Annotated in this window: 15 protein-coding genes; 5 read left to right on the top strand and 10 right to left on the bottom strand. The window is 68.9% G+C overall.

Features of this window, described 5'->3' with window-relative positions; translation table 11 throughout:
• Positions 1–15: 15 nt before the first annotated feature.
• The 3 genes from rplT to infC form a co-directional block, all read right to left on the bottom strand.
• Positions 16–405 carry a 50S ribosomal protein L20 gene (gene rplT / locus ACJH7A_RS19070; RefSeq protein WP_029121325.1) on the bottom strand — a complete coding sequence of 130 codons (390 nt, stop codon included), beginning with the start codon at positions 403–405 and terminating at the stop codon, positions 16–18.
• A 42-nt stretch (positions 406–447) separates the two neighbouring features.
• Positions 448–642: a 50S ribosomal protein L35 gene (gene rpmI / locus ACJH7A_RS19065; RefSeq protein WP_020103309.1), complete on the bottom strand. Its 195-nt coding sequence runs from the start codon at positions 640–642 to the stop codon at positions 448–450.
• Between the two features lie 69 nt (positions 643–711).
• Positions 712–1,311, bottom strand: a complete 600-nt coding sequence (infC, locus tag ACJH7A_RS19060; protein WP_082981636.1) for a translation initiation factor IF-3 — start codon at positions 1,309–1,311, stop codon at positions 712–714.
• 260 nt (positions 1,312–1,571) lie between these two features.
• Between infC and ACJH7A_RS19055 the strand changes: the two genes are divergently transcribed.
• From ACJH7A_RS19055 to ACJH7A_RS19045, 3 genes are read left to right on the top strand one after another with little or no spacing between them, the layout of a single operon-like run.
• Positions 1,572–1,931 (top strand): DUF1844 domain-containing protein, encoded by a 360-nt coding sequence (locus ACJH7A_RS19055; protein ID WP_212814105.1) that lies wholly within the window; start codon positions 1,572–1,574, stop codon positions 1,929–1,931.
• Positions 1,932–1,982: 51 nt separating this feature from the next.
• Positions 1,983–5,315: a bifunctional lysylphosphatidylglycerol synthetase/lysine--tRNA ligase LysX gene (gene lysX, locus ACJH7A_RS19050; protein WP_212814103.1), complete on the top strand. Its 3,333-nt coding sequence runs from the start codon at positions 1,983–1,985 to the stop codon at positions 5,313–5,315.
• 39 nt (positions 5,316–5,354) lie between these two features.
• Entirely contained in the window at positions 5,355–6,731 is a 1,377-nt protein-coding gene (locus ACJH7A_RS19045) for an alpha/beta hydrolase-fold protein (RefSeq protein ID WP_212814100.1), read from the top strand.
• Position 6,732: 1 nt separating this feature from the next.
• On the opposite strand, the gene ACJH7A_RS19040 is transcribed toward ACJH7A_RS19045, so the two are convergent.
• The 5 genes from ACJH7A_RS19040 to ACJH7A_RS19020 all read right to left on the bottom strand — a co-directional run bounded on the left by ACJH7A_RS19040 (position 6,733) and on the right by ACJH7A_RS19020 (position 12,525).
• Positions 6,733–7,773, bottom strand: coding sequence for a hypothetical protein (locus ACJH7A_RS19040; protein WP_212814098.1), 1,041 nt, complete (start codon positions 7,771–7,773; stop codon positions 6,733–6,735).
• Positions 7,770–9,062 carry a hypothetical protein gene (locus ACJH7A_RS19035; RefSeq protein ID WP_212814095.1) on the bottom strand — a complete coding sequence of 431 codons (1,293 nt, stop codon included), beginning with the start codon at positions 9,060–9,062 and terminating at the stop codon, positions 7,770–7,772. Before ACJH7A_RS19035 ends, ACJH7A_RS19040 begins: the two co-directional genes overlap by 4 nt.
• On the bottom strand, positions 9,062–10,264 hold the full coding sequence (locus ACJH7A_RS19030) for a CHAT domain-containing protein (RefSeq protein ID WP_371824552.1): 1,203 nt from the start codon (positions 10,262–10,264) through the stop codon (positions 9,062–9,064). Before ACJH7A_RS19030 ends, ACJH7A_RS19035 begins: the two co-directional genes overlap by 1 nt.
• Positions 10,246–11,970 carry a hypothetical protein gene (locus tag ACJH7A_RS19025; protein ID WP_212814089.1) on the bottom strand — a complete coding sequence of 575 codons (1,725 nt, stop codon included), beginning with the start codon at positions 11,968–11,970 and terminating at the stop codon, positions 10,246–10,248. The genes ACJH7A_RS19030 and ACJH7A_RS19025 overlap by 19 nt, the downstream gene beginning before the upstream one ends.
• A gap of 66 nt (positions 11,971–12,036) precedes the next feature.
• Positions 12,037–12,525, bottom strand: coding sequence for a lipoprotein LpqH (locus ACJH7A_RS19020; protein WP_371824553.1), 489 nt, complete (start codon positions 12,523–12,525; stop codon positions 12,037–12,039).
• 112 nt (positions 12,526–12,637) lie between these two features.
• Between ACJH7A_RS19020 and ACJH7A_RS19015 the strand changes: the two genes are divergently transcribed.
• Together ACJH7A_RS19015 and ACJH7A_RS19010 are read left to right on the top strand one after the other, a co-directional pair.
• Complete coding sequence (locus ACJH7A_RS19015) at positions 12,638–12,925, top strand: hypothetical protein (protein ID WP_212814087.1); 288 nt, start codon at positions 12,638–12,640, stop codon at positions 12,923–12,925.
• Position 12,926: 1 nt separating this feature from the next.
• Positions 12,927–14,105, top strand: coding sequence for a winged helix DNA-binding domain-containing protein (locus tag ACJH7A_RS19010; protein WP_212814085.1), 1,179 nt, complete (start codon positions 12,927–12,929; stop codon positions 14,103–14,105).
• Here the strand turns inward: ACJH7A_RS19010 and ACJH7A_RS19005 are convergent.
• Positions 14,102–14,596 carry a hypothetical protein gene (locus ACJH7A_RS19005; protein WP_212814083.1) on the bottom strand — a complete coding sequence of 165 codons (495 nt, stop codon included), beginning with the start codon at positions 14,594–14,596 and terminating at the stop codon, positions 14,102–14,104. The two genes, ACJH7A_RS19010 and ACJH7A_RS19005, sit on opposite strands and share 4 nt — an antisense overlap.
• 74 nt (positions 14,597–14,670) lie before the next feature.
• The gene (gene uvrA / locus ACJH7A_RS19000; protein ID WP_212814080.1) at positions 14,671–17,571 is read right to left on the bottom strand and encodes an excinuclease ABC subunit UvrA; all 2,901 of its coding nucleotides are present in this window, start codon (positions 17,569–17,571) and stop codon (positions 14,671–14,673) included.
• Positions 17,572–17,597: the final 26 nt, after the last annotated feature.

Below are 17,597 nucleotides of genomic sequence, written 5' to 3'. Positions count from 1 at the left end.
AGTCTGTAGTCAGACTCAGGCAGCCTCTCCGGACGGGGCGTTGACGTCGGCGGGCAGAGCGGCCTTGGCCACCTCAACCAGCGCGGTGAACGCGGCGGGGTCGCTGATCGCGATCTCCGACAGGTTCTTACGGTCGACCTCGACGCCGGCCAGCTTCAAGCCCTGGATCAGGCGGTTGTAGGTGACGCCGTTCTCGCGAGCGGCGGCGTTGATACGCGTGATCCACAGCTTCCGGAAGTCACCCTTGCGGGCACGACGGTCGCGGTAGGCGTAGGTCAACGAGTGGAGCTGCTGCTCCTTGGCCTTGCGGTAGAGCCGCGAGCGCTGCCCGCGGTAACCCTTCGAGGCCTTCAGTACTGTGCGCCGCTTCTTCTGAGCGTTCAGTGCGCGCTTCACGCGTGCCATGAGATTTCCTATCCTTCGGTGTTCAGAGGGGAGCGGGCGGTACTAGCCGGCCAGCATCTTGGCGACACGCGCGGTGTCGTTGGCAGCAACCACGGCGCGACCGTCGAGACGACGGGTGCGCTTGGTGGCCTTGTGCTCCATCAGGTGGCGGCGGTTGGCCTTCTGGCGCACGATCTTGCCGGTTCCGGTCTTGCGGAACCGCTTCGATGCGCCACTGTGGGTCTTGGCCTTGGGCATGTGTCCTCAGTTTCTTTCCATGCGGTTGCTCGCGGCGGCTGGAACCGCTGCGGGCAATCGCGACTGCTGTTACGCGGTTGCGTCAGATTCAGGTGCCGCGGGGGCCGGCCGTCCGGCCGGCGCGTCGGCGTCGTGCGCCGCCTTGGCGCGAGTCTTCGCGCCGCGGTGCGGAGCCAGCACCATCGTCATGTTGCGGCCGTCCTGCTTGGCGGACGTCTCGATGAAGCCGTATTCGGCGACGTCGGCGCCCAGCCGCTGCAGGAGTCGGTAGCCCAGTTCGGGCCGCGACTGCTCACGTCCGCGGAACATGATGGTCACCTTGACCTTCGACCCTGCTTCGAGGAAGCGGACGACGTGACCCTTCTTGGTCTCGTAGTCGTGGTCGTCGATCTTGGGACGCAGCTTCTGTTCCTTGACGACGGTCTGCTGCTGGTTCTTGCGAGACTCACGTGCCTTCTGAGCCGTCTCGTACTTGTACTTGCCGTAGTCCATGATCTTGCAGACCGGCGGCTTTGCGCCTGGCGCAACTTCGACAAGGTCGAGATCGGCGTCCTGGGCGACGCGGAGGGCATCTTCGATGCGCACGATCCCTACCTGCTCGCCGTTCGGTCCGATCAACCGAACTTCAGGTACTCGAATGCGCTCGTTGACGCGTGTCTCAGTGCTGATGGGGCCTCCCGGGTTGTTCCATTACTTGTTCAGTAGAGGTCACACCCGGCTCAGCCATCTGTTCGCATGAACAGAAAAGCCCTGCACATAGCAGGGCCCATTGCCGACCGATCACGGCTCACGCCGCCTGCGCACAACGCAGAACAGGCACAATGTGCCTGTGACCGGACCGCCAAGCCGTGAGGCCGACGGTGGGAGGTGGGACTCCACTTGCTGTCCTGACGTAAGCCAGGACGGTCGCGCATGACACTCTAGCAGTCATGACCGACCCGAACATAATGCGTGACGCCGACGAAGCCCAGGTACGGGAGCTGGCCGAGATCCCCGCCGTCGAGGTGATCACCCGCGCCGCCGTCATGCTCATGAGCGCGGCCGCCGAGAAGCTCGGGCTGGCCGACGCCGACCCCGACGAGAGCCCGCACCGCGACCTCGACGAGGCCCGGCGCCTGATCACCGCGCTGGCCGGCCTGGTGCAGGCCTCGGCCGAGTATCTGGGACTGCACGCCGGCCCGGTCCGGGACGGCCTCAAGAGCCTGCAGCTGGCGTTCCGGGAGGCGAGCGCGGCGCCCGACGAGCCCGGCCACGGTCCGGGCGAGAAGTACACCGGCCCGGTCTGGTAGCTCAGGGGCCCTGCAGACACTTCCCGGTTTCACCGCATATTGTCCGAACTTATGACGTTGACGCCGAGCAGACAGCAGCAGCGCCCGACGACATTGGGGTGGGTTCCGGCCGCGGCCGGCTGGGCCGTCGGTGTCGTCGCGACGCTGTCGCTGTTCGCCAGTCTGTCGCCGCTGATCCGGTGGATGATCCACATCCCCCGCGAGTTCGTCAACGACTACCTGTTCAACTTCCCGGACACCAGCTTCGCCTGGTCGTTCGTGCTGATCCTGCTGGCCGCGGCACTCGCCGCACGTAAGCGGATCGCCTGGTGGGTCCTGCTGATCTACATGGTCGGCCACATCGGCTGGAACGTCTACGGACTGCTGTCCGACAACTTCCCCGACGGCGACCTGACCTTCGTGGAGGACTTCGGCGAGGCGCTGGGTCTCGTGTTCCACATCGGCGTCATCGTCGTCCTGCTGCTGTCGCGGAATCAGTTCTGGGCCAAGGTCCGCCGCGGGGCGCTGCTCAAGGCGGCCCTGACCCTGGTCGCCGGCATGGCTGTCGGCATCCTGGCGGCCTGGGGACTGCTGGAGATGTTCCCCGGCCGGCCGCCGCTGGACCCCGACTACCGACTGGCGTACGCGGTGAACCGGGTCAGCGGTTTCGCCGCGGTCGGCAAGGAGGCGTTCGAGGGCGGCCATCCGCACGCGTTCCTCAACGCGCTGTTCGGCCTGTTCGGCGCCGTGGCGCTGATCGTGGCGGCGATCGTGCTGTTCCAGTCCCAGCGCGCCGAGAACGCCCTCACCGGCGAGGACGAGTCCGCGATCCGCGGCCTGCTCGAGCTGTGGGGCAAGAACGACTCGCTGGGTTACTTCGCCACCCGCCGCGACAAGGCCGTGGTCTTCGCACCCAATGGCCGTGCGGCCATCACCTATCGGGTCGAGGTGGGCGTGTGCCTCGCCAGCGGTGATCCCGTCGGCGACCCGCGGGCCTGGCCGGCGGCCATCGACGCGTGGCTGGCGCTGTGCCAGACCTACGGTTGGGCACCGGGCGTCATGGGCGCCAGCTCGACCGGCGCGGAGGCTTACCGTCAGGGTGGTTTGAACGCCCTGCAACTCGGCGACGAGGCCATCCTGCATCCGCAGAACTTCCGGCTGTCGGGCCCCGACATGCGGGCCGTCCGCCAGGCCGTCACCCGCGCCCGCCGCGCCGGGCTGACGGTACGGATGCGTCGGCACCGCGACATCAGCGCCGACGAGATGGCTCAGGTGATCGCGCATGCCGACGCCTGGCGCGACACCGAGACCGAACGCGGCTTCTCGATGGCGCTGGGCCGGCTCGGCGACGCCGCCGACGGGGACTGCCTGCTGGTGGAGGCCGTGCAGGGTGACGGCCAGGTGGTGGCGATGCTGTCGCTGGTGCCGTGGGGCAACAACGGGGTGTCGCTGGACCTGATGCGCCGCTCCCCCGCCTCCCCCAACGGCACCATCGAGTTGATGGTCAGCGAGTTGTGCCAGCGCTCGGAAGAGATTGGCGTGACCCGGATTTCGCTGAACTTCGCGATGTTCCGCTCGGCGTTCGAGCAGGGTTCGCAGCTGGGCGCGGGCCCGATCCTGCGGCTGTGGCGCGCGCTGCTGATCTTCTTCTCGCGGTGGTGGCAGCTGGAGACGCTGTACCGCTCCAACATGAAGTACCTGCCCGAGTGGGTACCGCGCTATGCCTGCTACGAAGACGCGCGCCTGATCCCGCGTGTGGGCGTCGCGTCGGTGATCGCCGAGGGCTTCCTCGTGCTGCCGTTCTCCCGCCGCGACGAACAGCCCCACACCGGCCACCACACCGCGGCCCCCAAGAACCTGATCGATTCGGGACGGCTGCATCCCGACGGCAGCGCACCCGATGTCGCTGATCTGGCGGCCGGCGCATCCGACACCGCCGAGGCCCGGCGCCTGCCCGACCAGGTCCGGGTCCGGATGGCCAAGCTGCAGGCGTTGCAGGCGGAAGGCATCGACGCCTACCCGGTGGGACAGGCGCCCAGCCACACGGTCGCCGAGGCGCTGGGGTCGGCCGCCGACACCGCGGTCTGCGTCGCGGGCCGCGTGCTGCGGTTGCGCGACTACGGCGGCGTGCTGTTCGCCCAACTGCGCGACTGGTCCGGCGAAGTCCAACTGCTACTGGACAATTCGCTGCTGACCGGCAGTACCGTGGCCGAATTCACCGGCGCCATCGACCTGGGTGACCTGATCGAGGTCTCCGGCGTCATGGGCACCAGCCGCAACGGCACGGTGTCGGTGCTGGTGCACAACTGGCGCCTGATCGGCAAGTGCCTGCGCCCGCTACCCGACAAGTGGAAGGGCCTGACCGACCCCGAGGCCCGCGTCCGCACCAGGTACCTGGACCTGGCGATCAACACCGAGTCGCGGGAGTTGATCACCGCGCGCAGCCGGGTGCTGCACGCCATCCGGGAAACGTTGGTGGGCAAGGGTTTCCTGGAAGTCGAGACCCCCATCCTGCAGCAGATTCACGGCGGCGCGAACGCGCGGCCGTTCGAGACCCACATCAACGCCTACGACCTTGACCTGTACCTGCGCATCGCGCCCGAGCTGTACCTGAAGCGGCTGTGCGTGGGCGGTGTCGAGCGCGTCTTCGAGCTGGGCCGCGCGTTCCGCAACGAGGGTGTGGACTTCAGCCACAACCCCGAGTTCACCCTGCTGGAGGCGTACCAGGCGCACGCCGACTACAACGTCTGGATCGACGGCTGCCGCGAGATCATCCAGAACGCCGCGGCGGCCGCCAACGGCGCGCAGGTGGTCATGCGCCCCGGACCCGACGGCAGCCTTACGCCCGTTGACATCTCGGGCCACTGGCCCGTCAAGACGGTGCACGACGCGGTGTCCGAGGCGCTGGGCGAGCACGTCACCCCGGAGACCGATGTGGCGACGCTGCGCAAGCTGTGCGACGGCGCGACGATCCCGTACCGGACCCACTGGGACGCCGGCGCGATCGTGCTGGAGCTGTACGAGCACCTCGTCGAAGACCGCACCGAGGCACCGACGTTCTACAAGGACTTCCCGACCTCCGTGTCGCCGCTGACCCGGCCGCACCGCAGCATCCCCGGCGTTGCCGAACGGTGGGACCTGGTGGCCTGGGGTGTCGAGCTCGGCACCGCCTACAGCGAGCTGACCGATCCGGTGGAACAGCGCCGGCGGCTCGAGGAACAGTCGCTACTGGCCTCCGGCGGCGATCCCGAGGCCATGGAGCTGGACGAGGACTTCCTGCAGGCGATGGAATACGCCATGCCGCCGACCGGCGGTCTCGGCATGGGCGTCGACCGCGTGGTCATGCTGATCACCGGGCGCAGCATCCGCGAGACGCTGCCATTCCCGCTCGCGAAGCCGCGGTAAGCACAGGAGCCTCCCAGCTTCGCGCGGCACCCTGACGTCGTGACGATCGGGGCGACGAACGCCGGGCTCTATGGCGAGCAACATGTTTCGTTGACGCACGGCTGGCTGCCCGGCACCGTCCAGGCCCTCGCGGTGACAGTGCTGATCTTCGCGGTCGGCTGGCGTAACAGCCGGTGGCGCGCCGTCTGGCTGCCCGTCGCCGCCGCGTCCGGCTTGCTGGTGACGGCCACCGCCCGCTGGATCGTGGCATCGCAGGGCTGGTCCGACGAACCCGCGCCGACCCGGCTGTGGGTCTGGACCGCGGTGACCGGCGCCGCGGTGGTTCTGCTGATCGTCGGCTGGCAGGCCACCCGCTGGTGGCGCCGCGGGCTGGCGATGCTGGCGGTACCGCTGTGCGTGCTGTCCACGGGGCTGACGCTCAACGCCTGGGTCGGATACTTCCCGAATCTCGACACCGCGTGGGAACAGGTCAACTCGGCGCCGCTGCCCAACCAGACGCGACCCGAGACCGTGGTCGCGATGCAGAAGGCACGGCAGATACCGAGCAAGGGCAGTGTCGTGGAGATCCAAACCGGCTCGGCCGCATCGGGATTCAAGCACCGCGACGAATACGTGTACCTGCCGCCGGCCTGGTTCGCCAGCAACCCGCCGCCGCGACTGCCGATGGTGATGATGATCGGCGGCGAATTCAACACGCCCGCCGACTGGCTGCGGGCGGGTAACGCGATCACGACGGTCGACGCCTTCGCCGCCGCTCATCAGGGCAACGCCCCGGTGCTGGTGTTCGTCGACCCCGGCGGTTCTTTCAACAACGACACCGAGTGCGTCAACGGGCCGCGCGGCAACTCCGCCGACCATCTGATCAAGGACGTGCTGCCATTCATGACCGCCAACTACGGCGTGAGCACCGACCGCCGGCACCGCGGCATCGTCGGCTGGTCCATGGGCGGCACCTGCGCGGTGGACCTGACGGTGATGCATCCGGATCTGTTCAGCGCGTTCCAGGACATCGCCGGGGACATCGCGCCGAACGCCGGTGACCGGCCGCAGACCGTGCAACGACTGTTCGGTGGCAGCACCGCCAAATACGCCGACTGGGACCCCATGACGGTGATGTCCCGTCACACCTACGACGACATCGCGGCCTGGTACGACATCAACGGACCGGAGCTCTCGCGCGGCCCGCTGCCCGCGCAAACCGTTGCGGCGCACTCGCTCTGCGGCGTCGGCAGCACCCGTGGCATCCGGTGCGCGGTCGTCGAACGGCCGGGCAAGCACGACTGGCCGTTCGCGGCGCAGGCGTTCAGCGCGGCGCTGCCGTGGCTGGCCGGCCAGCTCGGGACACCGGGCGTGCCGCGGCTGCCCTTGCCCGCCGCGACGGCACCCGCCATGCCGGTCGAAGCCGCTCGCCGGTGACCTAGTAGTCGGCTTCGGCGGCCAGGATCTCGGCGAGGAACGCGTCGGCACCGGGCGCCGCCAGCCGGGCCCGCACGTAGCGCCGGACCCGGTCCCGAACCGCTGCCGTCTCGCCGGTCCCGGCACCCACCGTCACGGCGGTGTCCGTCCAATCGTGGCCCCACGCTTGGTTTTCGGTGGCCGACAGCGGCACGGTCGCGTTTCCGTCGATGTCGAGCGTGCCGCCGCCGCCGATCGAACCCGAGTCCAGCCGCACCGGGATGCCGTCCGCGGGACCGATGGTGGCCACGCGGATGTCGGCGACCACCGCACCGTCACGGGCCCACACGGACCAGTCGATGGTGTGCTCGGCAGCGTCGAACGTCCGCGGTGGCACTGCGGTCCACGAGACCGACGCGATGCCGTCGGCGATGGCCCCGTCGCCGACGGCACCGGGTTGCCCGGCGGCGAGCGCATAGTCGTCCTGCCGCGGTGGCCCCTGGGCCGCAAGGACTTCCGACCAGTCCCCCAGTCCGGCATCGTCGGCGAGGTCGACACAGCTGCGGACGAGGCCGAGAATCCGGGGGTCCCCGGATGCCGCCGTACTCGCCAACGCCTGTCGGTGCGGCGCCAGCAGCCCGGCGATGTCCGAATCCAGGGTGTCCTCGGTGAAGTAGTCCTGCAGCGCCGCCGTCGACAGCGCCACCTCGGCGTCCAGCACCGCGGGGTCCAGTGGGTTGATGCCGTCGCGGGCGCTGGCCGGCCACCACCGCCGTAGCCAGTGCCCGACGGCCAGACGGCGAAGTGCGGCAAGGGGTTCGGGTAGCAGCAGCACGTCGGCAGTCTCGGCGGCGGCGACCACCGCGACGTGTCCGGCCTCGCCGACCAGCCGCCACAACCAGTCGGCCGCGGACAGATCGGTGAACGTGATCCGGACCGCCTGCGCCGGATCGTGGATCGTCCAGGCGAGGACCGCACCGCTCACCTCGAGCACCGCCACCTCCGGCGGTGCCGCAACCTCGGATCCCAAAGCCCACAATCCGGAATCGACAGTGAGTTTCATCCTGCCGCCTCCAATTCCAGCATCGCCTTGATGCGCTGGCGATGATCGAGACTGACCGACCGGGCGACCCCGTCCAGCAGTCCGCGCACCTCGCCGGCGTCGTCACAGGGTTCCTGCCAGACGTCACGTCCGTGCAGGCGGGCCCACAGCCGCGAGACATAGGGACGGACGAACGCGCCGAGGTCGTCCACCACCTGCTGCTGCCGCGGGTGCACCGGTCCGCCGTCGGTCAAATAGCGACGGGCGTGCAGCACGTACGCCTCTTTGCGGAGCCGCGCCTGAATCTGGCCCGAAAGGTGGTAGCGCGTCCGGTGATTCACCTCGAGCGGCGCCAGGTCCACCCCGATCTCGATGCCGGCGACGAGCGTGGCCTGGTTGTCCTCGGCCAGTAGCCCCCACGGCGAGGCCGCACGGTCGGCCTCTTCGGCGCACAGGGTCGGCAGGTCGGGCAACTCGTCGCGGTCGAGGGCACGGCGCAGCGTCGCCCGGACCCGGTCGACGATGCTGCGGTCGAGGGGACGTTCGGCGGCGCGGGAGCCGGCGACCGTCGGCTTGGCTTGCGGTGCGGCACCGCACAAACCGATCTGGTCGACCGACCACGGCGCGGCCGGCGCGGCGTCCCGCATCCGGGCGCCGAAGTTGTACGGGGTGCTGTCGGCGATCAGCGTGGTCCAGACCCGTTGCCGCGCAGCATCGGCGTTGTGACCACCGTCCGGGCCGAGCACCGTCGTCAGGCCGGCGAGAAACGGTTCGTACGGCGCGTCACCCGCCCTGACATCGTCCCAGCCGGCATCGAGCTGACGTGACAACGTCTCCAGCACCGCAGGATCGGCGAGGTACTCGTGCAGCCGCTCGACCGCGGTGCGGTCCCGATCGCCGTGCACGTCGCGCAGCGCCTCCACGACGATGCGCGAATCATCCTGTCCTGGAGCGCCTCTGGTCGCGGCCAGTTCGAAACACACCGGGAAGTAGAGCTCTTGGGCATTGCCGGTGGTGATCCGGTCGCGCCGGCGCTGCGCCTTCAACAACGCGAACCACTGTGCCGCGGCCCGCAACTGAACCGCGTGGTCGACGATCACCCGGCGCATCTCGTCGGCGACGTCGGCGGCGACGACGGGCGCGGAGTATTCGGGGTGCGCCCGCAGCCGGAGCACCAACGGATCGATGATGCGCTTCACCGCGCGGCTCAGCGGACCGCCGTCGGGACTGCTCAGCAGTTCGAGACCGGGCCCGATCTCGCGCCACGCGGCGTCAATGACGGCACGACGTGGTTGTGGCCCAACGGTCATCAGCGTGCCCCGTCGACGGAGAAGGTCATCAGCGCGGCCCAGTACACGGGGCTGAGTGTGGCGTCTCCGGTTCGCCAGCGCTGCAGGCAGTCTCGTTGCCAGCGGTTCACGGCACGAGCCGGTGTCGTCGCCTGGTGCGCGGCGTCGACGGCGATGATCGCCTCCGCCATCGGGTCGGCGGCGCCGGCCGTGGCCGTCCGGTATCCGGCGGTGGTGGGCAGCGACCAGAGAGTCGCGGTGACCACCTGTGCGCCACCGAGGATCATCGCCGCGACCAGTCCGGTGGCCTCGTCGAACCGGTAGTCGGCGCCGGATGCGCAGGCCAGCAGCGCGACCCGGGGCGGGATCGGCAATCCCATCACCATGATGTCGGCGGCCGTCAGTGGCTCGGGCTCCGCCAGATGCAGCGCCGCCTGGTCGGCCGAGCCGTCGCGGTCGGGAGCGGCACTGGCATGCCCGACGTACACGAGCCGTGCCGGGCGCAGCGCCAGCTGCTCCGCCAGCCAGTGCCGGTCGGCGTCGCCGCGGCGGAAGAGCTCCACGGGGGTGCTGACCGCCGGGAGGGCCGGCCGCTCGCCGAAGTGCCGGGCCAGCACGGTGTCCGGCGCGGGCCGGCCGAGCACCGAGCCGAGCGCTGAATCCGGCCGCTGGCCGGGCACTTTCGGGTCCAGCACCAGCAGCGGCGGCCCGTCCGCTGGTTGGAGCTGCCTGCGTGGCGCGTTCGCGATGTTGGGCGGCACCGCCAGCAGGAGGTCGGCGACTTCGATCAGGCGCTCGTCGCCAGTTCCGCCGGACTGCGCGAGCAGGCCCCACGGCACCCGGCTCAGGCGGGCGCTCGGCGAGACAAAGAGCACCGGCAGCTCCGGGTCAGCGGTGCACTGCCGCAGCAGATCCCACGCTTCGTCAGGGAGCAGGGCCCCGAGCAGCCGGGCGAGCTCCCGCTCGCGTGCCACAGCAGCGAACGGACCGGTCACCAATGACCGGGTCAATGCCTCGGAAAGTTGTTCCCCGTCAAGCGGATCCGGCAAGGCCTCGGCCAGTGCGGAGGTCACCGCCAGCAGAACATCCTCGGCCACCACCCAGGTGACCAGCCGCTCCGGTGCGCCGACGACCCGGAGGCTGACGTACGTCGCGATACCGATGTCGGCGAAGCGGAGCACCAACGTCGTTGCGGTGTCCTGGGTTACGGGCATGTCGACCACGCCTCCTGGTCCGCGGTGACGGCGCGGCCATAGCGCGTCTGGGCCAGCTCGCGGTAGCGCGCCAGCACCGGCGCACCGTCGGGCTCCATCTGCAGCGGCGGCAGCGGCCCGAGCCGAATGAGACCGGCGGCGCCGACGGCGACCGGGCCCGACGCGACCGACGCCAGTTCGTCGACGTCGAGAACCGGTGCGGCTGTCGTGGTGGCGCGGGCCCACTCCATCGTGGCGCCCGTCGCGGCGTCGACGCTGAATGCCCCTCGGGCGCTGTGGTATTCGATCAGTTCGCCGACCAGCGCCGGATCCTGCGATTCCCAGGCGACCGCGAACGCACCGGCAAGGAGGGGTGCCGCCACCCCGGCAGCCCATCGCGACCGGGCATCGGCGTCGGTGATCGAATAGCGCACCGAGTCGACAGCCAGCGCCGCGGGCAACTTCAGGTCGGCAGCAGCGGCCAGTTTGTCCATGCCGGAACGGTATTGGTCGGTGCCGGGTTCGGTGGACCACGTCCCGAGCCCACCGCGGTAGCGGGCTTCGGCCTGTGCCCAGGTGTCGGCGGGATCACCCGCGGCATCGAAGCCGAGATCCGCCAGTCCCTCGGCACGCCAGACGGTGCCGAGTTGGTCATCCAGCCGGGCGTACTGCAACCAGCTGCTGCGCGGTGAGGAATCCAGGCAGGTCCGGGCCTGATCGATCAGAGCCCGGGCGTCGTCGTAGCGGCCCCGGAAGATGGCGATCCAGCTGCGTTGCAACAAGATGCGGTGCACGTGCAGCGGCTTGCCCAGCTCGCGCCAGTGCCGTTCGGCGTGTCCCCAGCATTCGTCGGCGGCCTGCAGGGCACCGGCGGCCAGTCGGGTGAGTCCGAAGTACAGCCAGCAGCGCGACACCTCGTGGGCCCGCGCCTGGCGAGCGATCTCCGGATACGCGGCGGTGAGCAGCGCCTCCGTACCCTCCTGGTCGCCGGCCAGCCAGCTCACCGCCGCCCGCTCCAATTTCGCTCGGGCCGCGGCCAATTCCCAGCCCCGAGCCTGCGCCCGGGCCTCGGCGCGGCGCAGCCACGGCAACGCCTCGTCCACCTTGCCGGTGTCGATGCAGAACCGTGCGTAGCCGAGCGCCCCGGCGAGCCAGAGGTATTCCCGCTCCGGGGTGGTGGCCGGCGGAGCGATCGCGGCGAGCACGTCCTCCCACAGCGGCACCGAACGGACGTGCAGATCGTCGTCGCAGAGCGCGAGCGCGCACAGGATGCGGGCGTGGGTCAGCAGATAGGTGTGTTCGTCGTCCAGATCGGAGTATGGGGACGGGCCGTCCAGCGCGGTCAGGGACGCGGCCGCCCCTTCGTGGTCGCCGATCGCGGCGGACAGGCCGGTCCGCAGGAAGGTGGCCCGGCGGCGGTAGCGGCTGAGCATGTGATCCGCGTCCTCCGGGGTCATGGTCATCTGCGCCACGATCTCGGCCGGCGCGCGGCCGGCCAGGATCGATGCGTAGATGTCGAGGCAGTCGTCGATACGACGGATGCATTCGCGCACCCCGTCCAGGGCGCTGCGGATCAGATAGATCTCGCCGAGTTGGGCGAAGACCTCGAGCATCTGGTCATCGCGGTCGGCGGCTTCGATGGCGGGCATCAGCGACAGCAGCAGTTCTTTGGCTGTCTGCTCGTCGGCGGCGAACATCAGCGCGCGGGCGCGGGCGAGTTCGCCGGTGATCGACACGGCCGAATCATAGGTCGAGCGGCGGATGCATGGTCTGCACCCGCCGCTCGGGCAGCCCCGGGCATGTCAGCCGCAGGACACCTTGATCTCGAAGTTCTTCGAGATCATCCCCGCCATGGGGTTCTTCATGTCGGCACCGGCGGCCTGCCCGGTGATGGTGTACGTGCTGCCGTCGACCTTGACGTCAGCCGAGCCGGTCTTCATGCCGCCCATCTCCGACACCGCGAGCGCGTTGCCGTCGACCACCAGGCCCAGGGACTGCACCTTCGGCGGCGAAGCGTCCGTCATGACGACGCCGAGGCCCTGCGCGCCACCACCGATGGGTGCGCTGGCAATGTTGATGCTGCCGCCCTGCTTCACGCAGGTCACCGACTTCAGGTCCAGGCCGGCCAGGTCCTGGCCCTCGACCTTGACGACCGTGTTGCCGCCGCCGTTGCTCACCGAACCCGGACCGGACGCCTTCGGGCCGTCCGCCTTGTCGGTGGAGCAGCCGATGAGGGTGGCGCCCACGGCCAGCATGCCGATACCAGCGGCCAGAGTGCGATTGATGTTCATGTCAGAGGGTTTCCCTTCTTCGTTACGCCGCCCCAGTGGCGTCGTCGTGCGGTAAGTACACGCGGGCGCCGCGGCTACCGATCCCAACTTTGTGGCGCGGTACGGTGAAGCCATGGCCGACGAAACCGAGCCCATCGACGCCGAGATCGTGCCATTGGATGCGGCGCCCGCCCCGGTGCCGGTGTCCCCGCCTGTCGATCCGGGCTACACCCCCGACGGTGTCCCGACCTTCGAGTCGGTGCGCGAGAAGATCGAGAACCGGTACGGCACCGCGATCGGCTCGGCCGAGCTGGCCGCGGACACCCCCGAGGGCCGTTCGGTCGAGGAACAGTACGAAGCGCGCCAGAAAGCTGCCGCGGAACGCCTCGAGCAGATCCGTCGCTCGATGCACGACGGCTGACTTGCGTACCTTCACCATCGCCGAGCGCCGCAAACGCTTGGCGCAACGCCATTTCCTGAGCGATTCGGCCTCGAGCCCCGCCGAGGTGACCCGGGCGCTGGTCGGCCTGCACGGCACCGATCCGGCAACTCCGTACCTCTCCCTGTGGGCCCGACTGCCCGGTTTCGTCGTGGACGATCTCGATGCGGCGTTGTACCGGGACCGGCAGTTGGTCAAGCACATGGCCATGCGCCGGACGCTGTGGGTCGTGCACACCGCGGACCTGCCTGCGGTCCAGGCGGCGGCCAGCGACCGCGTGGCCACCACCGAGCGCAAGCGGCTGATCGGTGACATCGAGAAGTCCGGTATCGCGGCCGACGGCGCGGCGTGGCTCGAGCTGGCATCGGCTGCGGTGCGTCAGCACCTGGAAGCGGGTTTGACGGCCGGCACTGCCGCGCTGCGGGCCGCGCTGCCCGAGTTGGCGGGCAGCTGGGATCCGGCGCCCGGAAAGACCTGGGGCGGAAGCACTCCCGTCGCCCCGCGGGTGATGACGGTGCTGTCCGCGCAGGGGCACATCCTGCGCGGCCCCAACGACGGCATGTGGACGACATCGCGGCCGCTGTGGGCCGCGGCGTCGCACTGGCTGGCTGAACCCGTCGTGGCGATGGAGCCTGATGCGGCACGCGACACCTTGCTGCGGACCTGGCTCCGCACGTTCGGGCCGGCCACGGCCACTGACATCAAGTGGTGGTTCGGTCACACACTGACGTGGGCGCGTGACGGACTGCGCTCGATCGACGCGGTGCAGGTCGCCCTCGAGGGTTGCGATGACGCCGGATTCGTCCTACCCGACGATCTCGACGACACTCCCCCGGTTGCACCCAGGGGCGCACTGCTGCCCGGGTTGGACCCGACCGTCATGGGCTGGCAGGTGCGTTCCTGGTATCTCGGCCCGCACGCGGGCCAGTTGTTCGACCGCTCGGGCAACGCCGGTCCCACAGTGTGGTGGGACGGCCGTGTCGTCGGCGCCTGGGGTCAGGACGTCGACGGCCGGGTGCAGCTGCAATACGTCGAAGACGTCGGAGCCGCAGCACGGAAAACGCTGCAGCGCAAGGCATCCGAACTGACAGACTGGCTCGACGGCGTGCGTGTCAAGCCGCGCTTCCCGTCACCGCTGAGCCAGACCTGCGGGACCGGCTAGCGACGAACACATCCGAAGCCCGCTGGGTCGGATATGGTCCATCGGTTGGAGACGCCGCTGTCGTTGACCGTGATTCCGCTCGCGCTCGAGTTCGAATCGATAGTGCCCGTGTAGTGATTCGTCGGTGAATGAGGATTGGGGCGGTCGTAGCGTCCGGCGGTCTGTTCGAAGGCCACCGTGAAGTCCAGCTTGTTGGTTCCGTTGACAATTCCGCCTCGGATGGGCCCTGCCCAATCGAACCCCTGAGAGCTATAGCTGGCGGTGCCGCCGCCATCTTTACCCGCCCAGACGACGTGGATCTGGATGCCGTTGTCCTGCTCGATCACGGAGTCGTGGCCGAAGATCGAATATTGACAGTCGGCGGGGGCGAGCGGCGGCGACGGCGCTGTCGGCGCGAAAGGGGTTGCGGCGGCTGGGCCGGCACCGGCGAGCCAGCCCGCCGCAGCACCGATCATCGTGGCCGTTAGTGCAGCGTGCGTTGACATGGACATCGCGTCTCCTGTCCGATTCGACGCTAGACCGGTCGCAGTCCCGCGGATATAAGGGAAACCCCTATTCCTCCGGGTCAGACACTCACCTTGCGCCGCTTGGCCTTCGGCGGATCCGGCACCACGGCGGGCAACAACTCGGCGAGGAACTGACCGGTGTAGCTGTCCGGAGTCGCCGCGACGTCCTCCGGCGTGCCGGACACCACGACGGTGCCGCCGCCGGCGCCGCCTTCGGGACCCATGTCCACGATCCAGTCCGAGGTCTTGATCACGTCGAGGTTGTGCTCGATGACGATGACCGTGTTGCCCTTGTCGACCAGGCCGTTGATGACCTTGAGCAGCTTGCGGATGTCCTCGAAATGCAGGCCGGTGGTGGGCTCGTCGAGGATGTAGACGGTGCGCCCGGTGGACCGCTTCTGCAGCTCGGCGGCCAGCTTCACGCGCTGCGCCTCACCACCGGACAGCGTCGGGGCCGGCTGGCCCAACCGCACGTAGCCCAGGCCGACGTCGACGAGCGTCTTGAGGTACCGGTGGATCGAGCTGATGGGCTCGAAGAACTCGGTGGCCTCCTCGATGGGCATGTCGAGGACCTCGGAGATGGTCTTGCCCTTGTAGTGCACCTCCAGGGTCTCCCGGTTGTAGCGAGCGCCCTGGCACACCTCGCACGGCACGTACACGTCCGGCAGGAAGTTCATCTCGATCTTGATGGTGCCGTCACCTGAACATGCTTCGCAGCGGCCACCTTTCACGTTGAACGAGAACCGGCCGGGCTGGTAGCCGCGGACCTTCGCCTCGGTGGTCGCCGCGAACAAGGTGCGGATCTTGTCGAACACACCGGTGTAGGTGGCCGGGTTGGACCGCGGCGTGCGGCCGATCGGCGACTGGTCGACCCGCACCAGCTTGTCCAGCTGGTCGAGGCCGTTGATCCGGGTGTGCCGGCCCGGCACCTGGCGGGCGCCGTTGAGCTTGTTGGCCATGACGGTCGCGAGAATGTCGTTGACCAACGTCGACTTGCCGGAGCCCGAGACGCCGGTGACCGACGTGAGCACGCCCAGCGGGAAGGCCACGTCGACCTCTTTGAGGTTGTGCTCGCGTGCGCCGACGACGGTGATCTGCCGCTTGCGGTCGACGGGCCGGCGGATGGCCGGCACCTCGATCTGCTCCCGGCCCGAAAGATACGCGCCGGTAAGCGATTTGGTGTTCTTCAACAGCTCCTTGTAGGTGCCGCTGTGCACGATCTGTCCACCGTGCTCACCGGCCGCGGGACCGATGTCGACGACCCAGTCGGCGTGCGCGATGGTGTCGAGGTCGTGCTCGACGACGATCAGCGTGTTGCCGAGGTCGCGCAGCCGGACCAGGGTGTCGATGAGCCGGCGGTTGTCGCGCTGGTGCAGGCCGATGGACGGCTCGTCGAGCACGTAGAGGACACCGACCAGACCGGAGCCGATCTGCGTGGCCAGCCGGATGCGCTGTGCCTCACCACCGGACAGCGTGCCTGCCGCGCGGGACAGGGTCAGGTAGTCGAGGCCGACGTCGAGCAGGAAGCCCAGCCGCGATTGCACTTCTTTGAGCACCTGGCCGGCGATGGCCTGCTCGCGGGGACCGAGGGTGAGCGCGTTGAGGAACGCCGAGCAGTCCGAGATGGACAGATCACACACCTGCGCAATGGATTTCGCGTCATCGTCCGCGGACAGCGTGACGGCCAGAATCTCGGGCTTGAGGCGGGTGCCGGCGCACTCGGGGCACGGGATGTCCCGCATGAAGCCCTCGTAGCGTTCCTTCATCTGCTCGGATTCGGTCTGCTCCATGCGGCGCTGCAGGAACGCCAGCACGCCTTCGAAGTCGGCATAGTAGGAGCGCGTGCGGCCGTACCGGTTCTTGTACCGGACGTGCACCTGGTGGTCGGAGCCTTCCAGAATGGCCTTGCGCGCCTTGGCCGGAAGCTTCTTCCACGGGGTGTCGATGTCGAAGCCCAGCTCCTCGCCGAGGCCGGCCATCATGCGCGTGAAGTAGTCGGAGTTGTGGCCCATGGACCACGGCGCCACCGCGCCCTCGGCGAGCGTCAGCTCCGGGTCCGGCACGACGAGCTCGGGGTCGACTTCCTTCTTGATGCCCAGACCGGTGCACTCCGGGCAGGCACCGTACGGCGAGTTGAACGAGAACGACCGTGGCTCGAGGTCGTCGACGGCCAGCGGATGCGCGTTGGGGCAGGCCAGCTTCTCCGAGAAGCGCTGCTCACGCTGCGGGTGGTTGTCGTCACGGTCGACGAACTCGAGGACGACGATGCCGTCCGCGAGACCCAGCGCGGTCTCGACCGAATCGGTCAGACGTTGTTTGGCGCTGGCCTTGACGGTGAGCCGGTCGACGACCACCTCGATGTCGTGCTTCTCCTGCTTCTTGAGCTTCGGCGGGTCGGTCAGCGAGTGCACGACGCCGTCGACCCGGACCCGGCTGTAGCCCTGGCCGTTGAGCTTGTCGAAGAGGTCGACGAACTCGCCCTTGCGGGTGCGGACCACGGGCGCGAGCACCTGGAACCGGATGCCCTCGTCCATGGCGAGCACCTGGTCGACGATCTGCTGCGGCGTCTGCCGCGCGATGCGCTCACCACACACCGGGCAGTGCGGGGTACCGGCGCGCGCGTACAGCAGACGCAGGTAGTCGTAGACCTCGGTGATGGTGCCGACGGTTGAACGCGGGTTCCGGTTGGTCGACTTCTGGTCGATGGACACCGCGGGCGACAGGCCCTCGATGAAGTCCACGTCCGGCTTGTCCATCTGGCCCAGGAACTGGCGGGCGTATGCCGACAGCGACTCGACGTAGCGACGCTGCCCCTCGGCGAAGATGGTGTCGAACGCCAGCGAGCTCTTGCCCGAACCCGACAGGCCCGTGAATACGATCAGCGAGTCTCTGGGCAGGTCAAGGTCGATTCCCCGCAGGTTGTGCTCGCGCGCACCTTTGACGATCAGACGGTCCGACACACGTATCCCTTCACCGGTCTGGGCAA

The organism is Mycobacterium sp. SMC-17 (assembly GCF_045310915.1).
Taxonomy (GTDB): domain Bacteria; phylum Actinomycetota; class Actinomycetes; order Mycobacteriales; family Mycobacteriaceae; genus Mycobacterium.
Note: the sequence above shows the minus strand (reverse complement) of the source record. Positions and strands in the feature narration are given on the sequence as shown.

What these genes read in the sequence shown, in the direction of transcription:
- ACJH7A_RS19020 (WP_371824553.1), bottom strand. Translation starts at nt 12,525, where the DNA reads ATGAACATCAATCGCACTCTGGCCGCTGGTATCGGCATGCTGGCCGTG.
- ACJH7A_RS19005 (WP_212814083.1), bottom strand. Translation starts at nt 14,596, where the DNA reads ATGTCCATGTCAACGCACGCTGCACTAACGGCCACGATGATCGGTGCT.
- rplT (WP_029121325.1), bottom strand. Translation starts at nt 405, where the DNA reads ATGGCACGCGTGAAGCGCGCACTGAACGCTCAGAAGAAGCGGCGCACA.
- ACJH7A_RS19040 (WP_212814098.1), bottom strand. Translation starts at nt 7,773, where the DNA reads ATGAAACTCACTGTCGATTCCGGATTGTGGGCTTTGGGATCCGAGGTT.
- ACJH7A_RS19015 (WP_212814087.1), top strand. Translation starts at nt 12,638, where the DNA reads ATGGCCGACGAAACCGAGCCCATCGACGCCGAGATCGTGCCATTGGAT.
- rpmI (WP_020103309.1), bottom strand. Translation starts at nt 642, where the DNA reads ATGCCCAAGGCCAAGACCCACAGTGGCGCATCGAAGCGGTTCCGCAAG.
- ACJH7A_RS19055 (WP_212814105.1), top strand. Translation starts at nt 1,572, where the DNA reads ATGACCGACCCGAACATAATGCGTGACGCCGACGAAGCCCAGGTACGG.
- lysX (WP_212814103.1), top strand. Translation starts at nt 1,983, where the DNA reads ATGACGTTGACGCCGAGCAGACAGCAGCAGCGCCCGACGACATTGGGG.
- ACJH7A_RS19035 (WP_212814095.1), bottom strand. Translation starts at nt 9,062, where the DNA reads ATGACCGTTGGGCCACAACCACGTCGTGCCGTCATTGACGCCGCGTGG.